This is a genomic window from Gammaproteobacteria bacterium (assembly GCA_036383255.1).
Taxonomy (GTDB): domain Bacteria; phylum Pseudomonadota; class Gammaproteobacteria; order Natronospirales; family REEB76; genus DASUBN01.
This window is the reverse complement of record DASVOS010000009.1, coordinates 124880-150603: the sequence shown is the minus strand read 5'-3', so window position 1 is coordinate 150603 and position 25724 is coordinate 124880. Positions and strand designations below refer to the sequence as shown.

Sequence of the window (25724 nt, the reverse complement as noted above, 5' to 3'; positions counted from 1 at the left end):
CCATGGTCAAAATAAAAGCCCCGCGTGAGCGGGGCTTTTCGTTTTCATCATGCCTTGTTCAAGCTGCCAGTTGGCGCAGCACGTAATGCAGGATCCCACCGTTCTTGTAGTACTCCCATTCCTTGGGGGTGTCGATCCGGACCTTGGCGGTGAAGCTCATCTCCTTGCCGTCGGCCTTGCGGGCGGTGACCGTGACTTCCTTGGCACCGTCGCGCAGGTCCTCGATGCTGAACACTTCGCTGCCGTCCAGGCCCAGGGCGGCGGCGTTCTTGCCGCCCGTGAAGGTTAGGGGCAGCACGCCCATGCCCACCAGGTTGGAGCGGTGGATGCGCTCGAAGGACTCGGCGATCACCGCCTTGACGCCCAGCAGGATGGTGCCCTTGGCAGCCCAGTCGCGGGAGGACCCAGTGCCGTATTCCTTGCCGGCGATCACCACCAGCGGCACGCTCTCCTGCTTGTACTGCATGGCGGCGTCGTAGATGGGCATCTGCGCGCCGTCCGGCAGGTGCTTGGTGACGCCGCCTTCCACGCCCGGCACCATCGCGTTCTTGATGCGGGTGTTGGCGAAGGTGCCGCGCATCATCACCTCGTGGTTGCCGCGGCGCGAGCCGTAGGAGTTGAAGTCCACCGGCTGCACGCCGTGGGCGATGAGGTATTTGCCGGCGGGCGAATCCTTCTTGATGGCGCCGGCCGGGGAGATGTGGTCGGTGGTGATGGAATCGCCGAACAGCGCCAGGCAGCGCGCGCCCTTGATGGTATGGATGCCGGGAGCCTGCTTGCCCATGCCGTCGAAGTAAGGCGGGTTCTGCACGTAGGTGGAGGCATCACTCCACTGGTAGATGTCGCCGGTGCCCACCTGCATGCCCTGCCAGCGCGCGTCGCCCTGGAACACGTCGCCGTAGGACTTCTTGAACATGCCGGCATCCAGGCACTGGGCGATGGTGGACTGGATCTCCTTCTGGGAGGGCCAGATGTCCTTGAGGTAGACGGGCTTGCCGTCCTTGCCGGTGCCGAGCGGCTCATGGGCCACGTCCACGTCCACGCGGCCGGCCAGGGCGTAGGCCACCACCAGCGGCGGCGAAGCCAGGTAGTTCATGCGCACATCCTGGTGCACGCGGCCCTCGAAGTTGCGGTTGCCGGAGAGCACCGCCGCCACCGACAGCTTGTTGTCGTTCACGGCCTTGCCGATGGCGTCCGGCAGCGGGCCGGAGTTGCCGATGCAGGTGGTGCAGCCGTAACCCGCCAGGAAGAAACCCACGGCTTCCAGGTCCGAGAGCAGGTTCGCCTTCTTGAGGTACTCAGTCACCACCTTGGAGCCGGGGGCGAGAGAGGTCTTCACCCAGGGCTTGGAAGTGAGGCCGCGCTCGCGCGCCTTGCGCGCCAAGAGGCCTGCCGCCACCAGCACCGCAGGATTGGAGGTGTTGGTGCAGCTCGTGATGGCGGCGATCACCACCGCGCTGTCGGCGAGCTCGAACTTGCTGCCGTCATTGTCCACCTGTGCGGGGCCGGCGGACTTGCGGGTGGCCTGATCCTTGTCGAAGGCCGTCTTGAAGTTCTTGGGCATGTCGCCCAGGAGCACGCGGTCCTGCGGGCGCTTGGGGCCGGCGAGCGAGGGCTGGATGCTGCCGAGGTCGAGCTGCAGCACGTCGCTGTACTCCGCCTCCTGGCCGTCGTGTCGCCACATGCCCTGGGCCTTGGCATAGGCCTCCACCAGCTTCACCTCGTCCTCGCCGCGGCCGGTGAGGCGCAGGTAGGCCAGGGTCTCGTCGTCGATGGGGAAGATGCCGCAGGTGGCGCCGTACTCCGGCGCCATGTTGGCGATGGTGGCGCGGTCCGCCAGCGGCAGGTGCTTAAGGCCGTCGCCGAAGAACTCCACGAACTTCTCGACGACGCCGCGCTTGCGCAGCATCTCGGTGACGGTGAGCACGAGGTCGGTGGCGGTGGCGCCTTCGGCCAGCCTGCCGGTGAGCTTCACGCCGATGACTTCGGGGATGAGCATGGTGGAGGGCTGGCCCAGCATGGCGGCCTCCGCCTCGATGCCGCCCACGCCCCAGCCCAGCACGCCCACGCCGTTGATCATGGTGGTGTGGGAGTCGGTGCCGACGACCGTGTCGGGGTAAGCTTGGCCTTGCTCGTTCACGAAGACCACGCGCGCCAGGAACTCGAGGTTCACCTGGTGCACGATGCCGGTGTCGGGCGGCACCACCTTGAAGCTGCGGAATGCGTTCTGGCCCCAACGCAGGAACGCGTAGCGCTCCTTGTTGCGGTCGAACTCGAGCTTGGCGTTGAGGTCGAAGGCTTGCGCGTTGCCGTAGTGGTCCACCATCACCGAGTGGTCGATGACGAGCTCGGCCGGGCACAGCGGGTTGATCTTCTTCGGGTCCCCGCCCAGCTTCTTCATGGCATCGCGCATGGCGGCGAGGTCCACCACCGCCGGCACGCCGGTGAAGTCCTGCAGGATGACGCGGGCCGGGGTGAAGGCGATCTCCCTGGGCGGCAGCTTCTTGAGGTCGCAGGAGGCGAGCGCGTCGATGTCGGCGTGGGTCACGCTCACGCCGTCTTCCAGGCGCAGCATGTTCTCCAGCAGGATCTTCAGGGAATAGGGCAGGCGCGAGACCTTGTACTTGGCCTCCAGCGCGCTGAGCTTGAAGATCTCGTAGTCCTTGCCGCCGACGTTGAGCGTGGCGCGCGACTTGAAGCTATCCTGCATGACGCCTCCGGTTAGGGATGGATTCCCCGCCGGGGCCGGTTTCGGGAGAGACGCGGACGTGCCGTCGGGAAGGGATGACTTGAGCCGCTTATTATAAGGTAAGCATCAGGCCCGAGACAGTTCGGCCGCGGCCACGTGCTGCGCATCCGCCGGCTCCGGCAGGGCCTCGATCACGCCGCCACCCAGGCACTCATCCTCCAGGTAGAACACCGCATATTGCCCGGGGGTCACGGCGCGCTGCGGCTGCTCGAATTCCGCCCGGACACGGCCGTCGGCGATGCGCAGGAGCATGCAGGGCTGGTCCGCCTGCCGATAGCGGGTCTTGGCGGCGCAGTGCAGCGGCAAGGCCGGTGCCGCCCCGGCGATCCAGTGCAGCCGTCCGGCCGTGAGCCCGTCGCTCAGGAGCAGCGGATGGTCGTGGCCCTGCACCACCAACAGACGGTTGCGCGCCATGTCCTTGCCAGCCACATACCACGGCTCGTCCGTGCCTTCCCGCCGCCCTCCGATGCCGATGCCGGAGCGCTGGCCGAGGGTGTAGAACATGAGGCCGTTGTGCCGGCCCAGCACCTTGCCATCGGGGGTGACGATCTCGCCCGGCTGCGCCGGCAGGTACTTTCCCAGGAACTCCGCGAAGCGCCGCTCGCCGATGAAGCAGATGCCGGTGCTGTCCTTCTTGGCGTGGTTCGCGAATCCGGCTTCCTTCGCCAGGGCGCGGGTGTCGGTCTTGAGCAGCCCGCCCAGGGGGAAGAGAGCCCGCTGCAGCGCCGCCTGGGGCACCGCATGCAGGAAGTAGCTCTGGTCCTTGGCGCCGTCCAGCGCCTTCAGGAGCTTCACGCCCTCCGGTCCCGGCGCGAGGCGTGCGTAGTGGCCGGTGGCGATGCGCCCGGCGCCGAGACGCAACGCATGGTCGAGGAAGGCCTTGAACTTGATCTCGCTGTTGCAGAGCACGTCAGGGTTGGGTGTCCAGCCTGCGGCGTAACCCTCCAGGAAGTGCTTGAACACCCGCTCCCGGTACTCGGCTGCGAAGTTCACCTTGTGCAGCGGGATGCCGAGGGTCTCGCATACCTGGCGCGCGTCCTGGAAGTCCTCGGCGGCGGTGCAGTAGCTCTCGTCTTCGCCGTCCTCCCAGTTGTCCATGAACAGGCCTTCCACCGCGTAGCCTTCGCGCTTCAGGAGCAGCGCGGCCACGGCGGAGTCCACGCCGCCTGAGAGGCCGACGATGACGCGGGTGGAGGAGGGTGAAGCCATGCGCGATAGTCTAGCGCCGGGCGCTTCAGGCGTCTTCGAGGATCGAGTCCAGGTCGGTGACGTGGCTCAGGAGGTCCAGCGGGTAGCGCCGGCCGGCCAGTGCGTCGTCGATGCAATGCAGTACCATGGGGCTGCGCAGTGGCCGCGTGCCATCCGCGAGCTCGGCCCGGCTCAGCCAGTGCGGGCCGACGATACCCTTGTCCAGCGCGCGGTCCGCGTGATGCCGCGCGCAACGGCCGTGGAAGGCCACCCGCACGAAGGTCGCGTCCAGCTCCGGGTTCTTCCACAGGTAGATGCCGGTGACGGCATCCGGCGTGAACTCCCAGCCGGTCTCTTCCAGGGCTTCGCGCTGGACAGCCTCCAGGAAGCTTTCGCCCGGTTCGAGATGGCCGGCGGGGTTGTTGAAGACGCGACGGCCACGCACTTCTTCCTCAACAACGAGGAAGCGGCCATCCTGTTCCGCTATCGCTGCAACCGTGACATGTGGTTTCCAGACCATGGCTACCTAGATACCCAGCCGACGGAATTCGGGGTCTGGCTCGGCCTTCTCCCATATCTCCTCGAACCCCTTGAGCTGCTGGCGGGCTTCGAAGGGTGCGTGCAGGTCGGCATAGCCCTCGTAGCGTGTGGCGACGGGACGCAGCAGCAACGCCGTCGAGTCTGCCACGAGGTAGGTCTCCGCGAGGCCGGCGTGGTCGTGGGAGGCGCGCCGCACTTCTATGTAGGAACTGAAGCGCTGGGCCAGGGCCACGAGCCTGTGTCCCGCGCGGATGGCTGGGCCGGGGTCGATGGTCACCACCCGGATGCGGCTCATGCGTGAACGGGTGGCGAGTGCCTGCACCGCGGCGATGAACTCCTCCTTGTCATAGAGCATGGGCTCCAGGTCGTGGCTGAACAGAACGAGCTCGCGCTTCGCGATCGCGGCCACGGCCACCGAGGCCGCGCGGTTGTCCGCCAGGGTCTCGAGCCTGCGGTAATTGTCTTCGCGCGGCGTCTCCATCTTAAAGATCCTTGCGCATGCGGCGGTGCGGGATGCCGCCTTCCAGGAAGCCCTCATCGTAAGCGGTGAAGCCGTGACGTGCATAGAAGCCCATGGCATGCTCCTGAGCGTTCAGGCGGCAGGCCTTGAGGCCGCGCTGCTGCGCCGAGTCCAGCAAGGTCCGCAGCAGGGCGGTGCCGATGCCCCGTCCGCGCCGTGCCTTGAGCACCGCCATCCTGCCGATCTGTCCGTCGGGGGTGAGGCGGCCGGTGCCGACCGGTGCACCCTCGGCATCCAACGCCAGCAAGTGCACGCACAGGGGGTCGAGCTCGTCCCACTCGTCCTGGGGCGGGATGTGCTGCTCCTGGATGAACACTTCAGTGCGCACGGCACGCATGGCCTCGCGCTCCCGTTCCCAGTCGGCGACGCGGATGCGGAAGTCTGCGTTCATGGGTTCCACTCGAGCTGGCCCGCGTCCAGCCACTCCAGCAGCAGCGGCGCGATCTCAGGATGGTCCACGAGCCGCAGCAGCTTATCGCCATCGAGGCTGCGAGTTTCACCCAGGAACTCGGCGAAGGCCGTGAGCTTCTCGGGCAGGGGATAGTGCTTACCGTCAACGAACAGGTGGCAGGACTGGCGCACGCCGAACCAGGCCACCCGCACCGCCGGGTGCCAAGCGAGGTTGCGACGCGTGAGGCCGGCCTTGAGCTTGGCGAGGTTGGTGCGGCGCGCGGCCGGCACGGGCTTGAGCCAGGGTTTGGGCTCTGTGATGAAGCGCCCGAACCACACATCGAGCTGGTCGTCGGTGGGCCGCAGGTGCGCGCGCAGCATCTGGCGGGCGCGGGCGCGCGCCTCGAGCGTGAGCTCGCCCGGGTTTGCCGCCGGCACGAGATCAGGATCGGTGTAGCGGACGTTCGCATCGGCGCCCTGCATCAGGTCCGCCGCGAAGTCCGCCAGCAGCTCCGTCTGAGCCGGCGCGCGGAAACCGACGGAGTAAGTCAGGCACTCGCCGAAGGCGACGCCGTGGTGTGCGACGCCCGGCGGCAGGTACAGCATGTCACCCGGCATCAGCAGCCAGCTCTCCTCCGGCTGGAAAGCTTGCACCTGCCTGAGCTCGAGCCCGGGAGCGGTATGCTCCGGCTGCGGAGCGGTATGGATGTCCCAGCGGCGCATGCCCTCCGCCTGCAGCAGGAACACGTCATAGGCGTCCACATGTGGGCCCACCGAGCCCCCGTCGGCGGCGTAGCTCACCATGATGTCGTCGATGCGCCAGTCGGGGATGAAGCGGAAGGGCTCTAGCAGAGCCGCCACCGCCGGCACGTGCTTGTCCACGTCCTGCACCAGCAGGGTCCAGCGCGTCTTGGGGAGTTTCCTGAAATCCTTGTGCAGGAACGGGCCATGCCTCAGCTTCCAGCCCGGCGCCTTCCTGGTCTGCTCCACCAGGCGCGACTCGACGCCTTCCTCGCAGGCGAGGCCGGCGAGCTCGGCGGGCGTGAGCGGGGAGACGATGTCCGGGAAGGCACCGCGCACCAGCAGCGGCTTGCGCTGCCAGTGCTGCTGCAGGAACTCGCGCGGCGTCAGGCCGCCGAGCAGCGTGGAGACCTCGGCCACGGAAGGCCGGCCGCGATCAGGGCTTGTCCGCATCCTTGTCGTAGCAGTGCACCTTGAAGCGCACCTCGGAGGCAAGCACGAAGCGCGGACTCAGGGTATCCACCTGCGGCTGATCGTTGCCTTCCAGGTCGAGCACGCGGTAACCGTCCGGGCAGAGCTCGGCGGCATGGCTGGTGGCGACCCGCACCATCTCGGCGTAGTCGCCGCCTCCGGCGCTGCGCACCACGAACAACGGATCACCGTCGCCGGTGGTGACCTGCTGCCAGCCCACCTGCTGTGTGCCTTCGGGGTGCATGGCGGCCTCGATGCCGGTCACGGGCGCGTGGGCGCAGGCGCCGAGCAGGAGGAGGGATGCGGCGAGGGCGGGAATACGCATGTTCATATTTCCTTGGCGAGCTTGGCGGCAAGGCCGACGTAGGTTTGCGGCGTCAGGGCGAGCAGCCTCGCCTTGGCGTCGTTGGGGATCTCCAGTTCCTTGATGAAGTCGCGCATGGCGTCCTCGTCCACGCGCCGCCCCCGGGTCAGGGCCTTGAGTTTCTCGTAGGGTTCGGCCACGCCGTGACGCCGCATCACGGTCTGCACCGCCTCGGCCAGCACTTCCCAGTTCGCCTCCAGCTCGTCATGCATGCGCTGGGGATCGGACTCGAGCTTGGTGAGGCCCTTGAGGAAGGACTCGTAGGCGAGCACGCTGTGGCCGACCGCGACGCCGATGTTGCGCAGCACCGTGGAGTCGGTGAGGTCGCGCTGCCAGCGTGATACCGGCAGCTTCTCGGCGAAGTGGCGCAGCAGCGCGTTGGCGACGCCCAGGTTGCCCTCGGCGTTCTCGAAGTCGATGGGGTTCACCTTGTGCGGCATGGTGGAGGAGCCCACCTCGCCGGCCACCGGCTTCTGCTTGAAGTAGCCGACGGAGATGTACCCCCAGATGTCACGGCAAGAGTCCAGCAGCACGGTGTTGAAGCGCGCCAGCGCGTCGAAGTACTCCGCCATGTAGTCGTGGGGCTCGATCTGGATCGTGTAGGGGGTCCAGGTGAGGCCGAGGGACTCCACGAGCTTGATGCTGAGCGCCTCCCAGTTCACGTCCGGGTAGGCGGCGAGATGCGCGTTGTAGTTGCCCACCGCGCCGTTCATCTTGCCCAGGAGCTCGACCGCCTTGAGCTGGTCGCACTGGCGGCGCAGGCGGTACACCACGTTGGCGAGCTCCTTGCCGAGGGTGGTGGGCGAGGCGGGCTGGCCGTGGGTGCGGGACAGCATCGGCTGCTCGGCATAGCGCCGGGCCTGGGCCCGCAGCCGCTCGATCATGCGCTCCATCATCGGCAGCAAAACGCGCTCGCGGCCGTGCTTCAGCATCAGCGCGTAGGCCAGGTTGTTGATGTCCTCGGAGGTGCAGCCGAAGTGGACGAACTCGCTCACGCCCTTGAGGGCGGGACGCTCCGCCATCTTCTCCTTGAGGTAGTACTCCACCGCCTTCATGTCGTGGTTGGTGGTGGATTCGATCTCCTTGATGCGCTCCGCATCCTTGGGGCCGAATTCGCGGATCAGGTCCACCAGGTAGTCGGTGTCCTCGTCGGAGAGGGCCGGCACCTCGGGGATGCCTTCCTCGTCGGACAGCACCGTGAACCAGCCGAGCTCCACCGTGACCCGCTGGTGCATCAGGCCGTATTCGCTGAACAGGCTGCGCAGGGCCTCTGTCTTGGCGGCGTAGCGGCCGTCGAGCGGCGAAAGGGCGGTAAGGGGTGAGGATTCCATCGGCTTTCGTGCATCCCCAGGTGTTATGGCGGATAATAACGTAATCGCTCCGGGGCCCGTGGAGCGCCGATTCCGTCCATTTTTTCACCACAGATTATATCATCAAATCAGTAGCTTATTAAGCTTTCCTTATTTGGATTCTTGAGGAGCGGAGATGTCTGACAAGTCCTTCCGGATCGAACGCGACAGCATGGGCGAGATCAAGGTCCCGGCTGACGCCCTGTGGGGCGCCCAGACCCAGCGGGCCGTGGACAACTTCACCATCAGCGGCCGGCCCATGCCGCGCGCCTTCATCCGCGCACTGGGACTCATCAAAGGCTCTGCTGCCACGGTGAACCTGGCACTCGGCGTGCTCGACAAAGCCCGGGGCCAGGCCATCGAGGCCGCCGCGCAAGAAGTGGCGGAAGGCAGGCATGACCGCCACTTCCCCCTCGACGTGTTCCAGACCGGCTCCGGGACCAGCACCAACATGAACGCCAACGAGGTCATCGCCCACCTCGCCAGCGCCAAGTCCGGCGAATCCACCAAGGTGCACCCGAACGACCACGTGAACATGGGCCAGAGCAGCAACGACGTGATCCCGACCGCCATCCACGTGAGCGCGGCGCTGGAGGTGAAGGAGAAGCTGCTGCCGGCGCTCAAGTACCTGGCCGAGACCATCGAAGCCAAGTCCAGGGAGACCGCCAAGGTCGTGAAGACCGGCCGCACCCACCTCATGGATGCGATGCCCGTGACTCTGGGGCAGGAACTCTCCGGCTGGGCCATGCAGGTCCGCAACGGCATGGCGCGCGTGGAGGCCGCGGCGCCGCGCCTGACCGCACTCGCCCAGGGCGGCACGGCGGTCGGCACCGGAATCAACGCCCATCCGGAGTTCGGCCAGCGCATCGCCACCGAGCTCGCCAAGCGCACCGGTGTCGCGTTCAAGCCCAGCCCCAACTATTTCGAGTCCCTGAGCTCCCAGGACGCGGCCGTGGAGCTCTCGGGCCAGCTCAAGACCGTAGCCGTGAGCCTCATGAAGATCGCCAACGACCTGCGCTGGATGAACAGCGGTCCCCTAGCGGGCCTGGGTGAGGTCGCGCTGCCGGCACTGCAGCCGGGCTCCAGCATCATGCCCGGCAAGGTGAATCCGGTGATCCCGGAGGCCACCGCCATGGTGGCGGCCCAGGTCATCGGCAACGACGCCTGCATCACCGTGGCCGGGCAGTCCGGCAACTTCCAGCTCAACGTGATGCTGCCGGTCATCGCCCGCAACCTCCTGGAGAGCATCGAACTCCTTGCGAACGTGGCCCGGGCCCTGGCGGACGATTCCATCAAGGGCTTCACCGTGAACCAGGAGCGCCTGCAGGAGGCTCTGGACAAGAATCCCATCCTGGTGACCGCCCTCAACATGGTCATCGGCTACGAGAAGGGCGCCGCCATCGCCAAGCAGGCCTATAAGCAGCGCCGTCCCATCCTCGATGTGGCCAAGGAGATGACGGACCTCCCGGAAGCCCGCTTGAAGGAGCTCCTGGATCCGGCAGAACTCACCAAGGGCGGCATCAAGGAATAAGAATTTACTTTTAAGACTATCTTTAACTCATTGATAAAATGGAATTAAAAGGCGGAAATTTCCCCGAATTCATCCGCCGCCGTTTCGCCGGCAGCCTGGTCCCCGAAGACTTCTCGCCACGGCGGGTACTCGGGGACCTGCCGCCCGGTTTCCTGCCCAAGCAGCCCTGGCGGCCCGCCTCGGTGCTCCTGCCTTTAGTCATCCACCCGGAAGGGCCTACCGTCCTCCTCACACGCCGCACCGATCGTCTCCAGGATCACGGCGGCCAAGTGAGCTTCCCCGGGGGTGGCCGGGAACCCCAGGACCTGGACCCGGTGGCCACCGCCCTGCGGGAGACCCGCGAAGAGATCGGATTGGGTCATGAGTATGTGGAGGTGGTGGGTTACCTCCGGGGCTACCTCACCATCAGTGGTTACGCGGTGACCCCAGTGGTGGGCTTGGTGCGGCCCGGCTTCACCCTGGCACCGGATCCCCTGGAGGTGGCGGAAGTGTTCGAGGTGCCCCTCGCGTTCCTGGCAGACATCGGCAACCGCCAGGTGCAGACCCGGGAGGTGGGGGGCGAGCAGGTAGGTTTCTATCTCTTCGAATACGGGCAGCACACCATCTGGGGCGCCACCGCCGCCATGCTGGTGAACTTCCTGGATACGCTCAAGACGGAGGACGCATGAAACAGACGCAGCGCCTGCTCGAGATCATGGCGCGGCTGCGGGACCCTGAGACGGGATGCCCCTGGGACCGCCAGCAGACCTTCAAGACCATCGCGCCCTACACCGTGGAAGAGGCTTACGAGGTGGCGGATGCCATCGAACGGCAGGACCTCACGGCGCTCCATGAAGAGCTGGGAGACCTCTTGCTGCAGGTGGTGTACCACGCGCGCATGGCGGAGGAGGCGGGCCTGTTCAGTTTCGAGGATGTGGCCGCCGGTGTCGGCGATAAGCTCACGCAGCGACATCCGCATGTCTTCGGGACGGCGCAGGTCGCTGACGCTGAGGCCCAGACCCGGGACTGGGAGGCGCGCAAGGTCCACGAGCGGGCCGCCAAGCAGCAGACCGGCGTGCTTGATGGCGTGCCCGCCGGCATGCCGGCCCTGACCCGGGCCGAGAAGCTGCAGAAGCGGGCCGCACGGGTGGGCTTCGACTGGGGCGAGCTTGGCCCCGTGTTCGCCAAGGTGCGGGAGGAGCTCACGGAACTGGAACAGGAGCTGGTCCAACAGGCGCCCAAGGCGCGGCTCGAGGATGAGCTGGGTGACGTGCTGTTCGCGGTGGCGAACATGGCGCGCAAGCTCGGCGTGGACCCGGAGCAGGCCCTGCGCGGCACCAACCGCAAGTTCGAGCGGCGCTTCCGCCACATGGAGGCTCGGCTCGCGGAGCAGGGCAAGCACCCGGAGGAAGTGAGCCTGGAGGAGATGGACCATTATTGGGACGAAGCCAAGCGCGAAGGACTCTAGAGCCCTGCAACCCCGCATGGCTGTTGGGAAAAGCGGGCCTGCCTGTGCTATCGTTGGGTGATATATAAGTTAAATGGTCCTTCCCGAGGGTGACGGGGCCCAAGCATGGGCGGGCGGGACCACCAGGACGATTGGGAGCCATAACAATGCCTCAGAAGATCGGAATCGTCGTCGACGCCGCCTGCGACTTGCCGCGCAGCTTCATCGAGCAGAACGGCCTCGAGATCATGCCCATCAACATGCAGTTCGGCACCATGACCTTCAAGGACGTGCGTGACCCCGACCAGACCATGGAGTTCTACCGCCGCTACGTGGCGGAGAAGGAACTCGAGATCACCACCGCACCGCTCTCGGTGAAGGCGATCAAGGACTGGTTCCTGGACCAGTTGGTGCTCAAGTACGACCGCGTGCTGGTGATCACGGTCTCCAGCAGCCGCAGCCCGGTGTTCGAGAACGCCACCAAGGCTTCCTTCATGATCCTGTCCGGCTACAAGGAGCGCCGCCGCGCTGCCGGCATGGAGGAACAGTTCGCCTTGCGCGTGCTGGACAGCAAGACCCTGTTCACCGGCCAAGGCGTGGTGGTGTACGAGGCCCTGCGCCTCCTGCAGGGCGGCCAGGCCGAGGTGGCCTTCGACCGCCTGCGCCAGCACGTGGAGAGCTTCTCCCAGGACGTGCACGCCTACCTCGTGCCCCAAGACCTCTATTACGTGCGTTCCCGCGCCCACCAGAAGGGTGACAAAAGCGTGGGCTGGTTCAAGTACCAGATGGGCACCATGCTGGACATCAAACCCATCCTCAAGGCCTACCGCGGCGAGACCGAGGCGGTGGAGACGGTGCGCGGCTTCGACGGTGCCATGAAGCGCCTGTTCGCCATCGCCACCCAGGCCATCGAGAAGGGCCTGCTCACCAAGGTGGTGTGCATGAGCTACGCCGGCAACCCCGAGGACGTGAAGGCCTTCCCGGGTTACGACGAGTTCGTGAAGGTCGCCCACGCCCACAAGGTGGAGACGCTGCTGTCCGTGATGAGCACCGTGGCGGGCATCCATGTCGGGCCGGGGGCGTTCAGCTTGGCGTACGCCGCCAAGTAAGCATCGCCTCTCGTCCGCATTTAAAGGCCGCTCATCGAGCGGCCTTTTCATTTAACACAGCGTTCGCTACACCGGCCCCGTGTCGTTCGGTAAAATGCCTGCATCTCAACGGCGGTCCTCACATGCGGGCACTCCTGATCTCAGCGCTCATGCTGCCGCTGCTCATCGGCATGGCCCAGGCCCGCGCCGATGAGGCCGATGCCCCCAACGCTTCCGCCCATCGTCCCAAGATCTGCCTGGTGTTGAGCGGCGGGGGCGCCCGCGGCGCCGCGCATGTGGGCGTGATCGAGGCGATGGAGAAGCTGCACATCCCCATCGACTGCATCGCCGGCACCAGCATGGGCGGCATCATCGGCGGCCTCTATGCCGCCGGCATGTCGTCCCAGGACCTGGAGTCGCAGATGAACCGGCCTGCCTTGCAGGCGGACATGGCGAACGCCCCGCCGCGCAGCCGCCTGAGCTACAAGGACAAGCAGGACGAGCTCAAGTACCTGCTCAGGGTCGAGTTCGGCTACGCAGCGGACAAGTACTTCTTCCCGCAGGGCATCGTCAACGGCAACGCGCCGGGCCGGATCCTCAACGTGCTCACGCTCGCGCTCAAGCCGGACATGGACTTCGATAAGCTGCCGATCCCGTTCCGCGCCGTGGCCACCGACATCACCAACGGCAACATGGTGGTGCTGGACCACGGCAGCCTGGCCGATGCGGTCCACGCCAGCATGTCGGTGCCGGGCCTGTACCCGCCGGTGCGCATCGACGACCATCCATTGGTGGACGGCGGCCTCTCGCGCAACCTGCCGGTGGACGTGGCGCGCAAGATGGGCGCGGACGTGGTGATCGCCGTGGACATCATCACCCAGCTCTCCAAGGGCGACGAGCTGACCGACGTGTTCACCGTGTCGCTGCAGGTGCTCAAGCTGTACGGCAACCAGAACGTGAAGGATTCCATCGCCACGCTCGGCACCCAGGACATGTTGATCGAGCCGGACCTGGGCGACATCGGGCCCACCGACTTCCAACGCATGGGTGAGGCGATCAAGCTGGGGCAGAAGCAGGCCTACGCGGCGCTGTCGCAACGTACCGACCTCATGCTCCCGGACGCGGACTATGCGGAGTACCGCAAGCAGTACCGCAAGTCGCCGGAACAGCCGCAGAAGGTGGACTTCGTGGAAGTGAGCGGCAACGGTTCCATCTCGCCGGAGCTGATCCGCGCCCGCTTCGGCGTGCGTCCGGGCGACGACTGGAACCAGCAGGCCATCAACAACGGCCTGCGCCGGCTCTATGACCTGGGTTATTTCCAGCGGGTGGACGCGGTACTGCAGCACCACGACGGCCGCACCGGCATTCGGCTCCTGGTGGAGCCCAAGGAGTGGCGTCCCAACTACCTGCAGTTCGGCATCCACATCGCGGATGACTTCGAGGGTGACAGCACGTATCAGCTCCTGGCGAGCTATACCGTCTCAGAGATAGACAGCCTGGGCGCCGAGTGGCGCAACCAGTTCGAGGTGGGCAAGACCCGGCTCTACTACACCGAGCTCTACCAGCCCATGGACTACCGTGGCCGCGTGTTCGTGGCGCCCAATGCCCAATACCTGAACGAGACCTTCGACCTGTTCCAGGGGCAAGACCGTATCGCTGAATACAGCACCGTGTTCCCGCGTGCCGGCCTCGATCTCGGCCTCAATGCCGCGGACCTGGGCGAGGCGCGGGTAGGGCTGATCTACGGCCGGGTGACCTCACAGCCACGCATCGGCGACCGTGCCGCGCTGCCCGACTTCCACGAGACCCTGGTGGGCCCGCACTTCAGCGCCAGCTACGACAGCTTCGACAATGCGAGCTTCCCCTCCAGCGGTTCATATGCGCTGGTGACGGGCTACCTGCCGCGCCGCTCGCTGGGTGGAGAGGTCAGCTACAGCAAGGTGGGTGCAACCCTGGGCCATGCCTACGGCCTCCGGGACGGCTCGCTGCTGCTCATGGCGGAGGCGGGCAGCAACCTCGGCAGCGCGATGCCGCTGTACGCCCAGTTCCAGCTCGGCGGCTTCCTGTCGCTGGCGGGCGAGCGGCAGGGACAACTGCGGGGCGACCGGGTGTTCGACGCCCACGCCATCTACGCCTGGCGAGCCGGCCAGCTCCCTACGGGCCTCGGCCGCGGTTTCTACCTCGGGTTCGGGGTGGATGCGGGTAACGTCTGGGGCCACACCAACGTCGTCGGCGAGGCCGGCATGCGTTACGGCGCGGCGGTGATGCTCGGCGCCGACACCGTGGCGGGTCCCCTGTATTTCGGCGTCGGTGCCGGCGAGTCGGGGCAGCGCGTCTTCTTCCTGTATCTTGGTATCCCCATCAACGGCACCACCCTGGCGCCCTCGTTCGGCAACTGAGTCCACCATGGAAAAGCTGCGCATCTTCACCACCGGCGGCACGATCGACAAGATCTATTTCGACGCCAAGAGCGAGTACGAGGTGGGCGAGCCGCAGATCGGCGAGATCCTGCGTGAGATGGGCGTGACCTTCCCCTTCGAGATGACGTCGTTGATGCGCAAGGACAGCCTCGACCTCACCGACGCGGACCGCGAACTCATCCGCAAGGCGGTACTGGGTGACGAGGCCACGCGCGTGCTCATCACCCACGGCACCGACACCATGACCGAGACCGCGGCGGCACTGCAGGGCATACCGGGCAAGACCATCGTGCTCACCGGTTCCCTGAACCCCGCGCGCTTCCGCGGCAGCGACGCGATCTTCAACATCGGCGGCGCGGTGGCAGCGGCCCAGGCGCTGCCTCCCGGCGTCTATCTCTTCATGAGCGGCCGGGTGTTCGATGCGCGCAAAGTGCGCAAGAACCGCGACAAGAACCGTTTCGAGGAGACTTGATGAAGCAGCACGAGTATTTCCGGGTCCTGGCGGGTTACCACATCTGGGCCGGCAGCCGCCTGCTGGAGTCCTTGCAGCCCATGAGCGATGCCGACTACCACGGCGACCAGGGGCTGTTCTTCCGCAGCGTGCACCGCACGCTCAACCACCTGCTGTTGGTGGACCTGCTCTGGAAAGGCCGCCTCACGGGCCAGCCCTTCGCCATCAGCAGCCTGGACCAGGAGCTGGTGAAGGAGCGGGGACGCCTGGCAGAGGAGATGCGCCAGGCAGCCGAGACGCTGAAGGGGCTGGTGGAGAAGCTGGACGATACCCGGCTGGAATCGCCGAACGCCTATCTCGACACGGAAGGCCACCGGCGCGAGTACCCCCTCTGCCTGCAGCTCGCCCATGCCTTCAACCACGCCACTCACCACCGGGGCCAGGTGACGGCAGTCATCACCCGCCTGGGGCTCGAGAGCCCGGTGCTCGATCTGCCTTATTACCTGACGGCTTGAGCTTCAGAATGCCAACGTCAGCAGCGCTAAACCGCCTGCTATCAGGCAATAGATTCCGAAGGGGTGCGGCGCATGCGCCGCACGGCGAGGCAGGATGCCGAGACTGGACGGCGCCAGGGATGGATGCGGTGGATTCAGATGAACAGCGTCAGCAACGCTAGACCGCCAGCCACCAAGCAATAGATTCCAAACGGCCGCAATGCCATCAATTCATGCGATCTGAACCACCGCATGAGAAACCACGTGCTGAGCCACGCGAACACGCCCGAGAGCAGGCCGCCAAACAGGATCACCAGCAGCAGGCCTTCCGGCAGGGTCTCATGCTGGTGCAACAGTTTGGGGATCTCCAAGAGACCGGCGGCGCCGATGATGGGTGTCGCCAGCAGGAACGAGAAGCGGGCCGAGGCGGCGTAGTCGAGCCCCGACAGGATGCCCGCCACCAGCGTGGCGCCGGAGCGTGAGATGCCGGGGATGAGCGCCAGCGCCTGGGCGCAGCCCACGAACACCGCCTTGCCCCAGCTCAGGGACTCGGGCGTGGAGGAGCCGCCGCGGTGCTTGAGGCGGTCACCCAGCAGCAGGATCACGCCATTGACCACGAGGAAGGCGGCGGCGACGGCGAAGCCGCCGAAGAACTCCCGCACCTTGTGCTCCAGCAGCAGGCCCAGGATGCCGGCGGGCAGGGTGCCGCATACCAGCAGCCAGAACAGCCGCGCCTGCGGGTCGCGGACGTGGCCGCGGGCCTTCAGCGTGCCTCCCAGCAGCGCGAACCAGTCCTTCCAGAAGTACAGGAACAGCGCGGCCGCAGTGCCGAGGTGCAGCACGACGATGTAAGGCAGGAACCAGGGCGCATCGCGGTCGATGGGCCAGTGCAGCATGGCCGGCACCAGCACGCTGTGGCCGAGGCTGCTGATGGGGAAGAGCTCGCTGATGCCCTGCAGGATGGCGAGCAGCAGCAGGTCCAGGTAGAGCACGCGGGCATCCTTTACATATAAAAAGACGCCGCGCGTTGCGCGGCGTCCAATTCATACCACCCGGCGTGACCGGTATCAACCGATATCGAACTTAATCCCCTGCGCCAGCGGCAGGGAGTCGGACCAGTTCAGGGTGTTGGTCTGGCGGCGCATGTACTGCTTCCAGGCGTCGGAGCCGGATTCGCGGCCGCCGCCGGTCTCCTTCTCGCCGCCGAAGGCGCCGCCGATCTCGGCGCCGGAGGTGCCGATGTTGACGTTGGCGATGCCGCAATCGCTGCCCACCGCGGACAGGAAGTACTCGGCGTTCTTCACGCTGGTGGTGAAGATCGCCGAGGACAGGCCCTGCGGCACGTCGTTATGCATGCGGATGGCCTCGTCCAGCGTCTTGAAGGACATGACGTAGAGGATGGGCGCGAAGGTCTCGCTCTTGACGATGTCCCACGCGTTGTCGGCGCGCACGATGGTGGGCTCCACGAAGAAGCCGGGGCGGTCGAGCTTCTTGCCGCCGGTCAGCACCTGGCCACCGGCCTTGCCAACGGCTTCGATCGCCGCCTGGTAGCGGTTCACCGCGTCCTGGCTGCAGAGGGGGCCCATCAGGGTTTGGGGGTCCAGCGGGTCGCCGATGCGCACCTGCTTGTAGGCCGCCACCAGTTTCTGGGTGAGGGCCTCCACCAGCGACTCGTGCACGATGAGCCGGCGGGTGGTGGTGCAGCGCTGGCCGGCGGTGCCGACCGAGCCGAACACCACCGCCGGAATCACCAGCTTCAGGTCGGCGGTCTCGTCCACCACGATGGCGTTGTTGCCGCCCAGTTCCAGCAGGGACTTGCCCATGCGGTTGGCGACCATCTCGCCAACCTTGCGGCCGATGGCGGTGGAACCGGTGAAGGACACCAGCGCCACGCGCTCGTCCTTCACGAAGCGTTCCGCCAAGCGGTTGTCGCCGTCTATGAACATGCTGAAGATGGCCGGCAGGCCGTGCTTCTCCAGCACCTTGTTGCAGATGTTCTGCACCGCGATGGCGCAGAGCGGGGTGCGGGGCGAAGGCTTCCACACCGTGGTGTCGCCGCAGATGGCGGCGATGAAGGCGTTCCAGGACCACACCGCCACCGGGAAGTTGAAGGCCGAGATCACGCCCACTACGCCGATGGGATGCCATTGCTCGGACATGCGGTGACGCACCCGCTCGGAGTGCATGGTGCGGCCGTAGAGCATGCGCGACTGGCCTACGGCGAAGTCGGCGATGTCGATCATCTCCTGCACTTCACCGTCGCCCTCGGCTTTGATCTTGCCCATCTCCAGGGACACCAAGCTGCCCAGGTCGTCCTTGTGCTTGCGCAGCTCCTCGCCCATGAGGCGTACGGCTTCGCCACGCTTCGGCGCCGGCACTTCGCGCCAGAGCTTGTAGGCGGCCTCCGAGTCCTTGATCACCTGCTCATAGTCCGCCTCGGTAGCGCAGTGCACCTTGGCTAGACCCAAGCCGGTCGCCGGGTTGATGGACTCGATCACCTTGCCACCGGCGCTCTTGCGCCAGCCGCCGGTAGAAGTCCAGGTGCCCACGTTGTCCTGGGTCAGCCCCAGGTTGGAAAGGATCTTGCTGATGTCGGCCATGTGTATCTGACTCCTGGCTCAGGCCACGAACTGCTTGGCGGCTTCGCCGGTGCGCACCTTGCGCGCCGAGAGTTCCGCGGTCTCGGCCTGGGCGTAAGCCTTGCCGAAGCGGTTGTTGAGCACATCGGTGAGGCTGAATCGCTCCTGCATCACCAGGCCCTGGTACTTGGCCGGCTCCTTCAGCACCAAGTCGACCACCGCGGCGATGCCGGCGCTGGTGGTCACCTGGATCGCGGACCACAGGTGGCCGGCGATCTCCTGCGGGTAAACCGCGTTCGAGTAGCTCTCCTCCATGAACTTGCCGTGTTGCAGTCCGCTCACGGACACGTAGATGAGCACCACGTCCTGCACAGTGCGCGGCACCGCGCGCTCCAGGATGCGCTTCAGGGTGTCGCGGTCCTGGTTCATCCCCAGGTCGTTCATCAAGAGGCGCATCACCTCGCAGTGGCCGGGGTAGCGCATGGTCTTGTAGGTCATGTTGCGCACCTTGCCGGCGTAGGTCTCGGCCAGGGAGCCCAGACCGCCGGAGGTGTTGAAGGCCTCGTACAGCTTGCCCTCGAGCTGGATGGTCTCCAGCCCCTCGAGCGGCATCAGCGCCGCTTCCTTGCCGTTGACGATGCCGTAGCAGGTGTTGCCGTACTCGTTGATGACGCCATCGGATGACCAAGTCAGCGAATACTTGGTCATGTTGCCCGGGTTCTGGGGCAGCGCGCCGACGCGCAGCTTCACGTCGTGGATCTCGTCGAAGTGGCGCATGAGCTCGTTGGCGGCGATGCTGATGAAGCCGGGGGCGAGGCCGCACTGCGGAGCGAAGGTGGTCTTGGCGCCCTGGGCGGTCTTGGTCACGGCACGGGTCACTTCGACGTCCTCGGTGAGGTCGAAGTAGTGCATGTCGAGCTTGCGCGCGACCTCTGCCACCGGCGGGTTGCAGAAGTAGGGCAGGCTGGAGATCACCGCGTCCGCCGGATGGGACTTGAGGTGGGCTTCGAGGGCGGCCTTGTTGGAGGCATCCACCTGGAAGGCCTTGATGGCGATGCCGGCCTGCTTGTGGCTGGCAGCCACGGACTCGGCGGCCTTGCCGTTGGCATCGGCGAGGCTGATCTCATAGTCGCCGGAGGAGGCCAGGAGGCCGGAGAGCAGGGAACCGATCTTGCCGGCGCCGAGGACGAGCACGCGATGCATGGGACGAATCTCCTAAACTGATTTTCTGCGGAAAAACCCGGGACGCCGACCCTACGCGGCGGTCCTGGGCGCGCGCTGCGGGCGCAGGGACGGGAACGGCAGCTAAAAAGCGCGTAATTTTGCCACAAACGGCGCGCCCTTCGTACCCCGCGCTTTCCCGTGCCACGGGCGGCGTGTAGCATGGCGGGCCCGATATGGACCGCAAGTTCCTCCACCCCTGGCAGCCCGACAGTTGGCGCAACCGCGTCGCCGGCCAGCAGCCGCTGTACCCGGACGCCGAGGCCGCCGAGCGCGTGCTGGCGGAGATCCGCCGGCTGCCGCCGCTGGTGACCTGGGGCGAGGTGGACAAGCTGCGCGCGCAGCTGGCCGAGGCCCAGCGCGGCGAGCGCTTCATGCTGCAGGGCGGGGACTGCGCCGAGAGCTTCGACGACTGCACCGCCGAGCCTATCGCCAATAAATTAAAGATCCTCCTGCAGATGAGCCTGGTGCTGGTGCACGGCCTCAAGAAGCGGGTGATCCGCGTAGGGCGCCTGGCCGGCCAGTACGCCAAGCCGCGCTCCACCGATACCGAGACCCGCGACGGCCTGACGCTGCCGAGCTACCGCGGCGACCTCATCAACCGCGCCGGCTTCAGCCTCAGGGAGCGCACCCCGGACCCGCAGCTCATGCTGAGGGGCTACGAGCACGCCGCGCTCACCCTCAACTACGTGCGCGCCATGGTGGATGGCGGCTTCGCCGACCTGCACCACCCGGAGTACTGGGACCTGGACTTCGTGCGCAACTCGCCCCTCGAGGCGGAGTACCGGCGCATCGTGCAGGCCATCGTGGACTCGCTCACCTTCATGGAGACCATCTCCGGGCAGACCCTGGCGGAGAGCGGCCGCATCGACCTGTTCACCAGCCACGAGGGCCTGCACCTCCTGTACGAGCAGGCCCAGACCCAGTTCGTGGCTGAGACCGGCCGCTGGTACAACCTCGCGACCCACTTCCCCTGGATCGGCATGCGCACCGCAGAGCTCGGCGGCGCCCACGTGGAGTACTTCCGCGGCATCGCCAATCCTGTGGCGGTGAAGGTGGGTCCCGGCATGACCGGCGAAGGCCTGCTGGAGCTCATGGATGCCCTGAACCCGGATGACGAGCCTGGCCGGCTCACCTTCATCCACCGCTTCGGCGCCAAGCACATCGCCGAGAAGCTGCCGCCGCTCCTGGAGGCGGTGCGCGGGAGCGGCCGCCAGGTGCTGTGGATCTGCGATCCCATGCACGGCAACACCGAGGGAACGAAGAACGGGCTCAAGACCCGCCGCTTCGAGAACATCCTCGCGGAACTCGAGAGCGCCTTCGCGCTGCACGAGGAGTGCGGCACGCACCTGGGCGGAGTGCACTTCGAGCTGACTGGGGACGACGTGACCGAGTGCACCGGCGGTGCCCGTGGCCTCACGGAGACGGACCTGGAGCGGGCCTATAAGTCCCAGGTGGACCCGCGCCTCAACTATGAACAGGCTCTCGAGATGGCCATGCGCATCGTGGCTCGTACCAAACGGAAGTGACGGTCTCAAAGCTGCTGCGCTCGGCAGGACGTTGTTGCGCTTCGGCTCGCAGTCGGTCATGCACACCAAGAGCGCACTCCCTCCTGCTCGCCTCGCGCGCCTAGTCCTGCCTTCGCTCGCGACGCTTTGAGACTTCTTTCAGCTTTTGCCTAAGAGCCGGTACTCACCGGGCTTGAGTCCTTCCAGGTTCCAGTCTCCTACCGACCAGCGGATCAGCCGCAGAGTCGGGTGGCCTACCACGGCAGTCATGCGCCGCACTTGCCGGTTGCGGCCTTCCCGGAGCGTGAGTTCGATCCAGGAATCCGCCACGCGCTTGCGGAAACGGATCGGCGGCGTGCGTTCCCAGAGCCAGTCCGGCGGCGGCACCGCCCGGGCGCGGGCAGGCAGGGTGGGGCCATCGTTGAGCTTCACGCCTTTCGCCAGGCGGTCCAGTGCTTGCGCGTCGGGGATACCTTCCACCTGGGCAAGATAGGTCTTGGGGAGCTTGTGATGCGGATGGCTGATGCGGTTCTGCAGGCGGCCGTCGTCCGTGAGCACCAAGAGACCCTCGCTGTCCGTATCCAGGCGGCCTGCCGGGTACACGCCCTTCACATCTATATAGTCGGCCAGGGTGGCGCGGTCTCCCGTGAACTGGCAGAGCACACCATAGGGCTTGTTGAAGAGCACGATCACGCGCCGGCCCGTGCCGCCGGGTTCTCCAGGGACTCTATGAAGCGCTTGGCCTGGGGAGTCATGAACTTGCCGCGGCGTTGCACCACACCGTAAGTACGCTCCGGGAAGTACTGCTTCATGGGGATCGCGCGCAGTCGGTAGCTCTGGCGCAGGCAGATGCTGGTGACGATGGAGATGCCGAGGCCTTCCTCCACGTAGCGCTTGATCACCTCCCAGCCGCCCACCTCCAGGCGCACCTTGTACTCGAGGCCGTGCTTGCGGAACACCTCGCTCACCCGGCGCAGCGTGGAGAGGAACTGTGGCGGCAGGATCAGGCCATAGGGCGCGATGTCCGCCAGCGTCACCTTCGGCAGCTTCACCAGCGGGTGGTCCATGGCGGTGATGAGCATGGGCTCATAGTTGAACAGCGGCTGGTAGATCACGTCATCCGGCACTTCGAGCATGGAGCCCACGGCGAAGTCCACCTCGTCGGCCCGCAGCATGGCGAGACCGTTGCGGCCGGTGACGTTGTGCAGTCTCAGGTGTATCCCGGGGTAAGACTGGGCGAATTCCCTAACGTATGGCGGCAGGAGATGCAGTAATGTCGACTCGCCGCAGGCGATGTTGATCTCGCCGCTGTCCAGCTTGCCGAACTTGTCGGCGAGCGCCTGGGGCAGGGTGTCGAGCCCCTGCACCAAGGGCAATGCCAACTCGAATAAAGCGAGCCCCGCGGGAGTCGGAGATATCTTGGGGCCGCGCCGCTCCAGCAGGAGTTCACCCAGCTCCTGTTCCAGTGCCTGTATCTGCAGCGAGACGGTGGGTTGTGCGAGGTCCAGCTTCTCCGCCGCCTTGGAGATGCTGCCTTGTTGCACGGCGAGGCAGAAAGCCCGCAGTTGGGCGTGACGGTTATGCTGGTACTGGCGGGTCAGTGCGGTCATGGGATCATTGCGATTTCCAATGGATTAAATTGAAACAATTGTCTTCTTTATGTGCAAGCGAGGGGATAAGGTCATGAAAAGCCACGAATCACCGGGTAAAACAGTGGATTCAGCCATCCGTAAAATGCCCGTAGAGCCCGCCGCCAGCCTCGAAATCAGGGGTAGTGGGGGTACTCGGGACGCGGAGATCCTCAGCCCGGAAGCCCTGGCCTTCGTCGCCGATCTCTGCCGCCGCTTCCATCCTCGCCTCAAGGAGCTGCTGGCCGCCCGCGTGGCGCGCCAGGCGCGCTTCGATGCCGGCGAATTGCCGGATTTCCGGGCCGACACCCGCTCCGTCCGCGAGTCCGACTGGCACGTGGGCCCCGTGCCCGCGGACCTCACGGACCGGCGCGTGGAGATCACCGGCCCCACCGAGCGCAAGATGATCATCAACGCGCTCAACTCCGGCGCCAAGGTGTTCATGGCGGACTTCGAGGATTCCCTCGCGCCCACCTGGCGCAACGTTGTGGAAGGGCAGGTCAACCTCAAGGACGCGGTACGCGGCACCATCGGGTATACCTCGCCGGAGGGCAAGCAGTACCAGGTGAACGGCACGCCGGCGGTGCTGGTGGTGCGGCCCCGCGGCTGGCATCTCCTGGAGAAGCACGCACTCCTGGACGGCGAGCCCGTGCCTGCGGCGCTCTTCGATTTCGGCCTGTACCTGTTCAACAACGCGGCTGCTCTCAAGGCGCGCGGCACAGGTCCTTATTACTACCTGCCCAAGATGGAGTCCTCGGAAGAGGCGGGCCTCTGGGAGGATGTGATCACCCGCGCCGAGGCGGCGCTCAAGCTGCCCTACGGCACCGTCAAGGTCACCGTGCTCATCGAGACCCTGCCGGCGGCTTTCGAGATGGATGAGATCCTCTATGCCCTGCGCGAGCATATCGTCGGGCTGAACTGCGGACGCTGGGACTACATCTTCAGCTTCATCAAGAAGCTGCACGCACGCAAGGCGCGGGTGCTGCCGGAACGCGGCCAGGTGACCATGACCGCGCCCTGCATGCGCGCCTATTCGCAGCTGCTCATCAAGACCTGCCACCGGCGCGGTGCCTTCGCCATGGGTGGCATGGCGGCCCAGATCCCCATCAAGAACGATGATGCGGCCAACCAGGCGGCCCTCGCCAAGGTACGTGCCGACAAGGAACGCGAGGCGGGAGACGGCCACGACGGTACCTGGGTCGCGCATCCGGCGCTGGTGCCCATCGCCCTGCAGATCTTCGACAAGCACTTCAAGGGGCCGAACCAGCTCGACAGGAAGCGCGAGGACGTGCAGGTCAGCGCAGCTGACCTGCTCGCGGTGCCGGAAGGCAGCATCACCCGTCAGGGCCTCGACAACAACGTGGAGGTCTCCATCCTCTATCTGGCTGCCTGGCTCGGCGGCAACGGCTGCGTGCCCATCCATAACCTCATGGAGGATGCCGCGACAGCGGAGATATCCCGCACGCAGCTCTGGCAATGGCTGCACCGGGGCGACACGCGCCTCGACGACGGCAGTGCTCTCGACGCGAAGCTCATCGACGACACCATCGAGCGGCAGTGCGATCGCCTGCTCAACTCGGCTCCTCCCGCGCAGCACGCACACCTGCGCCGCGCGGTGGGACTGCTCAAGGACCTGACCCACGCGGAGCGGCTGGAGCCGTTCCTCACCAGCGTGGCATATCACGATCTGGACTGAACCCGGAGGGATTCATCATGGCCAGCGCACTCAAGACGTCAGAACAACTGGAACGTGACTGGCGCGACAACCCGCGCTGGAAGAGCGTGGAGCGCGGCTACGGCGGCGCCGAGGTGGTGAAGCTGCGCGGCAGCATCGCCATCGAGCACACCCTGGCTCGCCGAGGCGCCGAGAAGCTGTGGCGGCTCCTGCACACCGAGGACTTCGTGAACGCGCTGGGCGCGCTCACCGGGAACCAGGCCATGCAGCAGGTGAAGGCCGGCCTCAAGGCCATCTACTGCTCCGGCTGGCAGGTGGCGGCGGACTCCAACACCGCCGGCCAGATGTACCCCGACCAGTCGCTGTATCCCGCCGACGCGGTGCCGGCGCTGGTGCGTCGCATCAACAACGCCTTCCAGCGCCTGGACCAGATCCTCACCTCGGAAGGGCAGGAACACGACGACGTGTACGCGCCCATCGTGGCGGACGCGGAGGCGGGCTTCGGCGGCGTGCTGAACGCCTTCGAGCTCATGAAGGCCATGATCGAGGCCGGCGCCGCCGGCGTGCATTTCGAGGACCAGCTCGCCGCCGCCAAGAAGTGCGGCCACATGGGCGGCAAGGTGCTGGTACCGACTCAGGAAGCGGTGAGCAAGCTGGTGGCGGCGCGCCTCGCGGCGGACGTCATGGACGTGCCCACCCTGATCGTGGCGCGCACCGACGCGGATGCGGCGGCACTGCTCACCTCCGACGTGGACCCGCGCGACAAGGATTTCCTGACGGGGGAGCGCACGGTGGAGGGCTACTTCGGCGTCAAGCCCGGCCTGGACCAGGCCATCGCCCGCGGCATCGCCTACGCGCCCTACGCGGACTTGGTCTGGTGCGAGACCTCCAAGCCGGATCTCGATCAGGCGCGGCGCTTCGCCGAGGCGCTGCATCAGGCCCATCCCGGCAAGCTCCTGGCCTACAACTGCTCGCCGTCCTTCAACTGGCGCAAGCATCTGGACGACGCCACCATCGCGAAGTTCCAGCGCGAGCTCGGCGCCATGGGCTACAAGTTCCAGTTCATCACCCTCGCGGGCTTCCACTCCCTCAACCACGGCATGTTCGAGCTCGCCGCCGACTACCGGGAACGCCAGATGGCGGCGTACGTGGAGCTGCAGCAGGCGGAGTTCGCCGCCGAGGCCCAGGGCTACAGCGCCACGCGCCACCAGCGTGAGGTGGGCACCGGCTATTTCGACGCTGTGACCCAGGCCATCGCCAACGGGCAGTCGTCCCTGGCGGCCCTCACCGGATCCACCGAGGAAGCCCAGTTCAAAGCGGCTGGTTGACGCGGACGCCCATCCTGGGCGTCCGCAGGAACGGCGAGTCCGGTACATGCCCGGACTCGCCGG

Annotated in this window: 23 protein-coding genes; 10 read left to right on the top strand and 13 right to left on the bottom strand. The window is 66.2% G+C overall.

The genetic code is table 11. From position 1 onward, the window contains the following. Window positions 1-58: 58 nt before the first annotated feature. From acnA to purB, 8 genes are all read right to left on the bottom strand, one after another. Window positions 59-2710, bottom strand: a complete 2652-nt coding sequence (gene acnA / locus VF651_05375; GenBank protein HEX7965128.1) for an aconitate hydratase AcnA — start codon at window positions 2708-2710, stop codon at window positions 59-61. 105 nt (window positions 2711-2815) lie between these two features. Beyond that, window positions 2816-3958: a tRNA 2-thiouridine(34) synthase MnmA gene (mnmA, locus tag VF651_05370; protein ID HEX7965127.1), complete on the bottom strand. Its 1143-nt coding sequence runs from the start codon at window positions 3956-3958 to the stop codon at window positions 2816-2818. Window positions 3959-3983: 25 nt separating this feature from the next. Next, complete coding sequence (locus VF651_05365; protein HEX7965126.1) at window positions 3984-4457, bottom strand: NUDIX hydrolase; 474 nt, start codon at window positions 4455-4457, stop codon at window positions 3984-3986. Window positions 4458-4463: 6 nt separating this feature from the next. Beyond that, on the bottom strand, window positions 4464-4958 hold the full coding sequence (locus tag VF651_05360; protein ID HEX7965125.1) for an acyltransferase: 495 nt from the start codon (window positions 4956-4958) through the stop codon (window positions 4464-4466). Between the two features lies 1 nt (window position 4959). Then, window positions 4960-5388 carry a GNAT family N-acetyltransferase gene (locus VF651_05355; GenBank protein HEX7965124.1) on the bottom strand — a complete coding sequence of 143 codons (429 nt, stop codon included), beginning with the start codon at window positions 5386-5388 and terminating at the stop codon, window positions 4960-4962. Next, window positions 5385-6548 (bottom strand): cupin domain-containing protein, encoded by a 1164-nt coding sequence (locus tag VF651_05350; GenBank protein ID HEX7965123.1) that lies wholly within the window; start codon window positions 6546-6548, stop codon window positions 5385-5387. Before VF651_05350 ends, VF651_05355 begins: the two co-directional genes overlap by 4 nt. Before the next feature lie 16 nt (window positions 6549-6564). After that, a complete protein-coding gene (locus tag VF651_05345) occupies window positions 6565-6924 on the bottom strand; it encodes a hypothetical protein (GenBank protein HEX7965122.1) in 360 nt (119 codons plus the stop codon). A gap of 2 nt (window positions 6925-6926) precedes the next feature. After that, window positions 6927-8294 (bottom strand): adenylosuccinate lyase, encoded by a 1368-nt coding sequence (purB, locus tag VF651_05340; GenBank protein HEX7965121.1) that lies wholly within the window; start codon window positions 8292-8294, stop codon window positions 6927-6929. A gap of 154 nt (window positions 8295-8448) precedes the next feature. On the opposite strand from purB, the gene VF651_05335 reads away from it, so the two are divergent. The 7 genes from VF651_05335 (at window position 8449) to VF651_05305 (ending at window position 15743) form a co-directional block, all read left to right on the top strand. Beyond that, window positions 8449-9843, top strand: a complete 1395-nt coding sequence (locus VF651_05335; protein HEX7965120.1) for a class II fumarate hydratase — start codon at window positions 8449-8451, stop codon at window positions 9841-9843. 38 nt (window positions 9844-9881) lie between these two features. Beyond that, entirely contained in the window at window positions 9882-10511 is a 630-nt protein-coding gene (locus VF651_05330; protein ID HEX7965119.1) for a CoA pyrophosphatase, read from the top strand. Further along, complete coding sequence (gene mazG / locus VF651_05325; GenBank protein HEX7965118.1) at window positions 10508-11290, top strand: nucleoside triphosphate pyrophosphohydrolase; 783 nt, start codon at window positions 10508-10510, stop codon at window positions 11288-11290. Before VF651_05330 ends, mazG begins: the two co-directional genes overlap by 4 nt. A gap of 146 nt (window positions 11291-11436) precedes the next feature. Then, window positions 11437-12378 (top strand): DegV family protein, encoded by a 942-nt coding sequence (locus VF651_05320; protein ID HEX7965117.1) that lies wholly within the window; start codon window positions 11437-11439, stop codon window positions 12376-12378. A gap of 122 nt (window positions 12379-12500) precedes the next feature. Further along, window positions 12501-14756 carry a patatin-like phospholipase family protein gene (locus VF651_05315; GenBank protein HEX7965116.1) on the top strand — a complete coding sequence of 752 codons (2256 nt, stop codon included), beginning with the start codon at window positions 12501-12503 and terminating at the stop codon, window positions 14754-14756. Window positions 14757-14763: 7 nt separating this feature from the next. Next, window positions 14764-15249: an asparaginase domain-containing protein gene (locus VF651_05310; protein ID HEX7965115.1), complete on the top strand. Its 486-nt coding sequence runs from the start codon at window positions 14764-14766 to the stop codon at window positions 15247-15249. Next, a complete protein-coding gene (locus tag VF651_05305) occupies window positions 15249-15743 on the top strand; it encodes a DinB family protein (protein ID HEX7965114.1) in 495 nt (164 codons plus the stop codon). Before VF651_05310 ends, VF651_05305 begins: the two co-directional genes overlap by 1 nt. A gap of 134 nt (window positions 15744-15877) precedes the next feature. Here VF651_05305 and VF651_05300 read toward each other — a convergent pair whose 3' ends face one another. The 3 genes from VF651_05300 to VF651_05290 all read right to left on the bottom strand — a co-directional run bounded on the left by VF651_05300 (window position 15878) and on the right by VF651_05290 (window position 19504). Next, window positions 15878-16714, bottom strand: coding sequence for an undecaprenyl-diphosphate phosphatase (locus VF651_05300; GenBank protein HEX7965113.1), 837 nt, complete (start codon window positions 16712-16714; stop codon window positions 15878-15880). A 75-nt stretch (window positions 16715-16789) separates the two neighbouring features. Then, on the bottom strand, window positions 16790-18322 hold the full coding sequence (locus VF651_05295; protein HEX7965112.1) for an aldehyde dehydrogenase family protein: 1533 nt from the start codon (window positions 18320-18322) through the stop codon (window positions 16790-16792). 18 nt (window positions 18323-18340) lie between these two features. Further along, on the bottom strand, window positions 18341-19504 hold the full coding sequence (locus VF651_05290; protein ID HEX7965111.1) for a saccharopine dehydrogenase C-terminal domain-containing protein: 1164 nt from the start codon (window positions 19502-19504) through the stop codon (window positions 18341-18343). Between the two features lie 194 nt (window positions 19505-19698). Between VF651_05290 and VF651_05285 the strand changes: the two genes are divergently transcribed. Further along, window positions 19699-21051, top strand: coding sequence for a 3-deoxy-7-phosphoheptulonate synthase class II (locus tag VF651_05285; protein ID HEX7965110.1), 1353 nt, complete (start codon window positions 19699-19701; stop codon window positions 21049-21051). Window positions 21052-21189: 138 nt separating this feature from the next. On the opposite strand, the gene VF651_05280 is transcribed toward VF651_05285, so the two are convergent. Both VF651_05280 and VF651_05275 read right to left on the bottom strand, forming a co-directional pair. Continuing rightward, the gene (locus VF651_05280) at window positions 21190-21723 is read right to left on the bottom strand and encodes a pseudouridine synthase (GenBank protein HEX7965109.1); all 534 of its coding nucleotides are present in this window, start codon (window positions 21721-21723) and stop codon (window positions 21190-21192) included. Next, window positions 21720-22640 (bottom strand): LysR family transcriptional regulator, encoded by a 921-nt coding sequence (locus VF651_05275; GenBank protein HEX7965108.1) that lies wholly within the window; start codon window positions 22638-22640, stop codon window positions 21720-21722. The genes VF651_05280 and VF651_05275 overlap by 4 nt, the downstream gene beginning before the upstream one ends. Window positions 22641-22764: 124 nt before the next feature. Here VF651_05275 and aceB point away from each other — a divergent pair, with 124 nt between their 5' ends. Together aceB and aceA are read left to right on the top strand one after the other, a co-directional pair. Next, on the top strand, window positions 22765-24354 hold the full coding sequence (gene aceB, locus VF651_05270; GenBank protein HEX7965107.1) for a malate synthase A: 1590 nt from the start codon (window positions 22765-22767) through the stop codon (window positions 24352-24354). A 17-nt stretch (window positions 24355-24371) separates the two neighbouring features. Then, complete coding sequence (aceA, locus tag VF651_05265) at window positions 24372-25661, top strand: isocitrate lyase (protein HEX7965106.1); 1290 nt, start codon at window positions 24372-24374, stop codon at window positions 25659-25661. Window positions 25662-25724 lie beyond the last annotated feature (63 nt).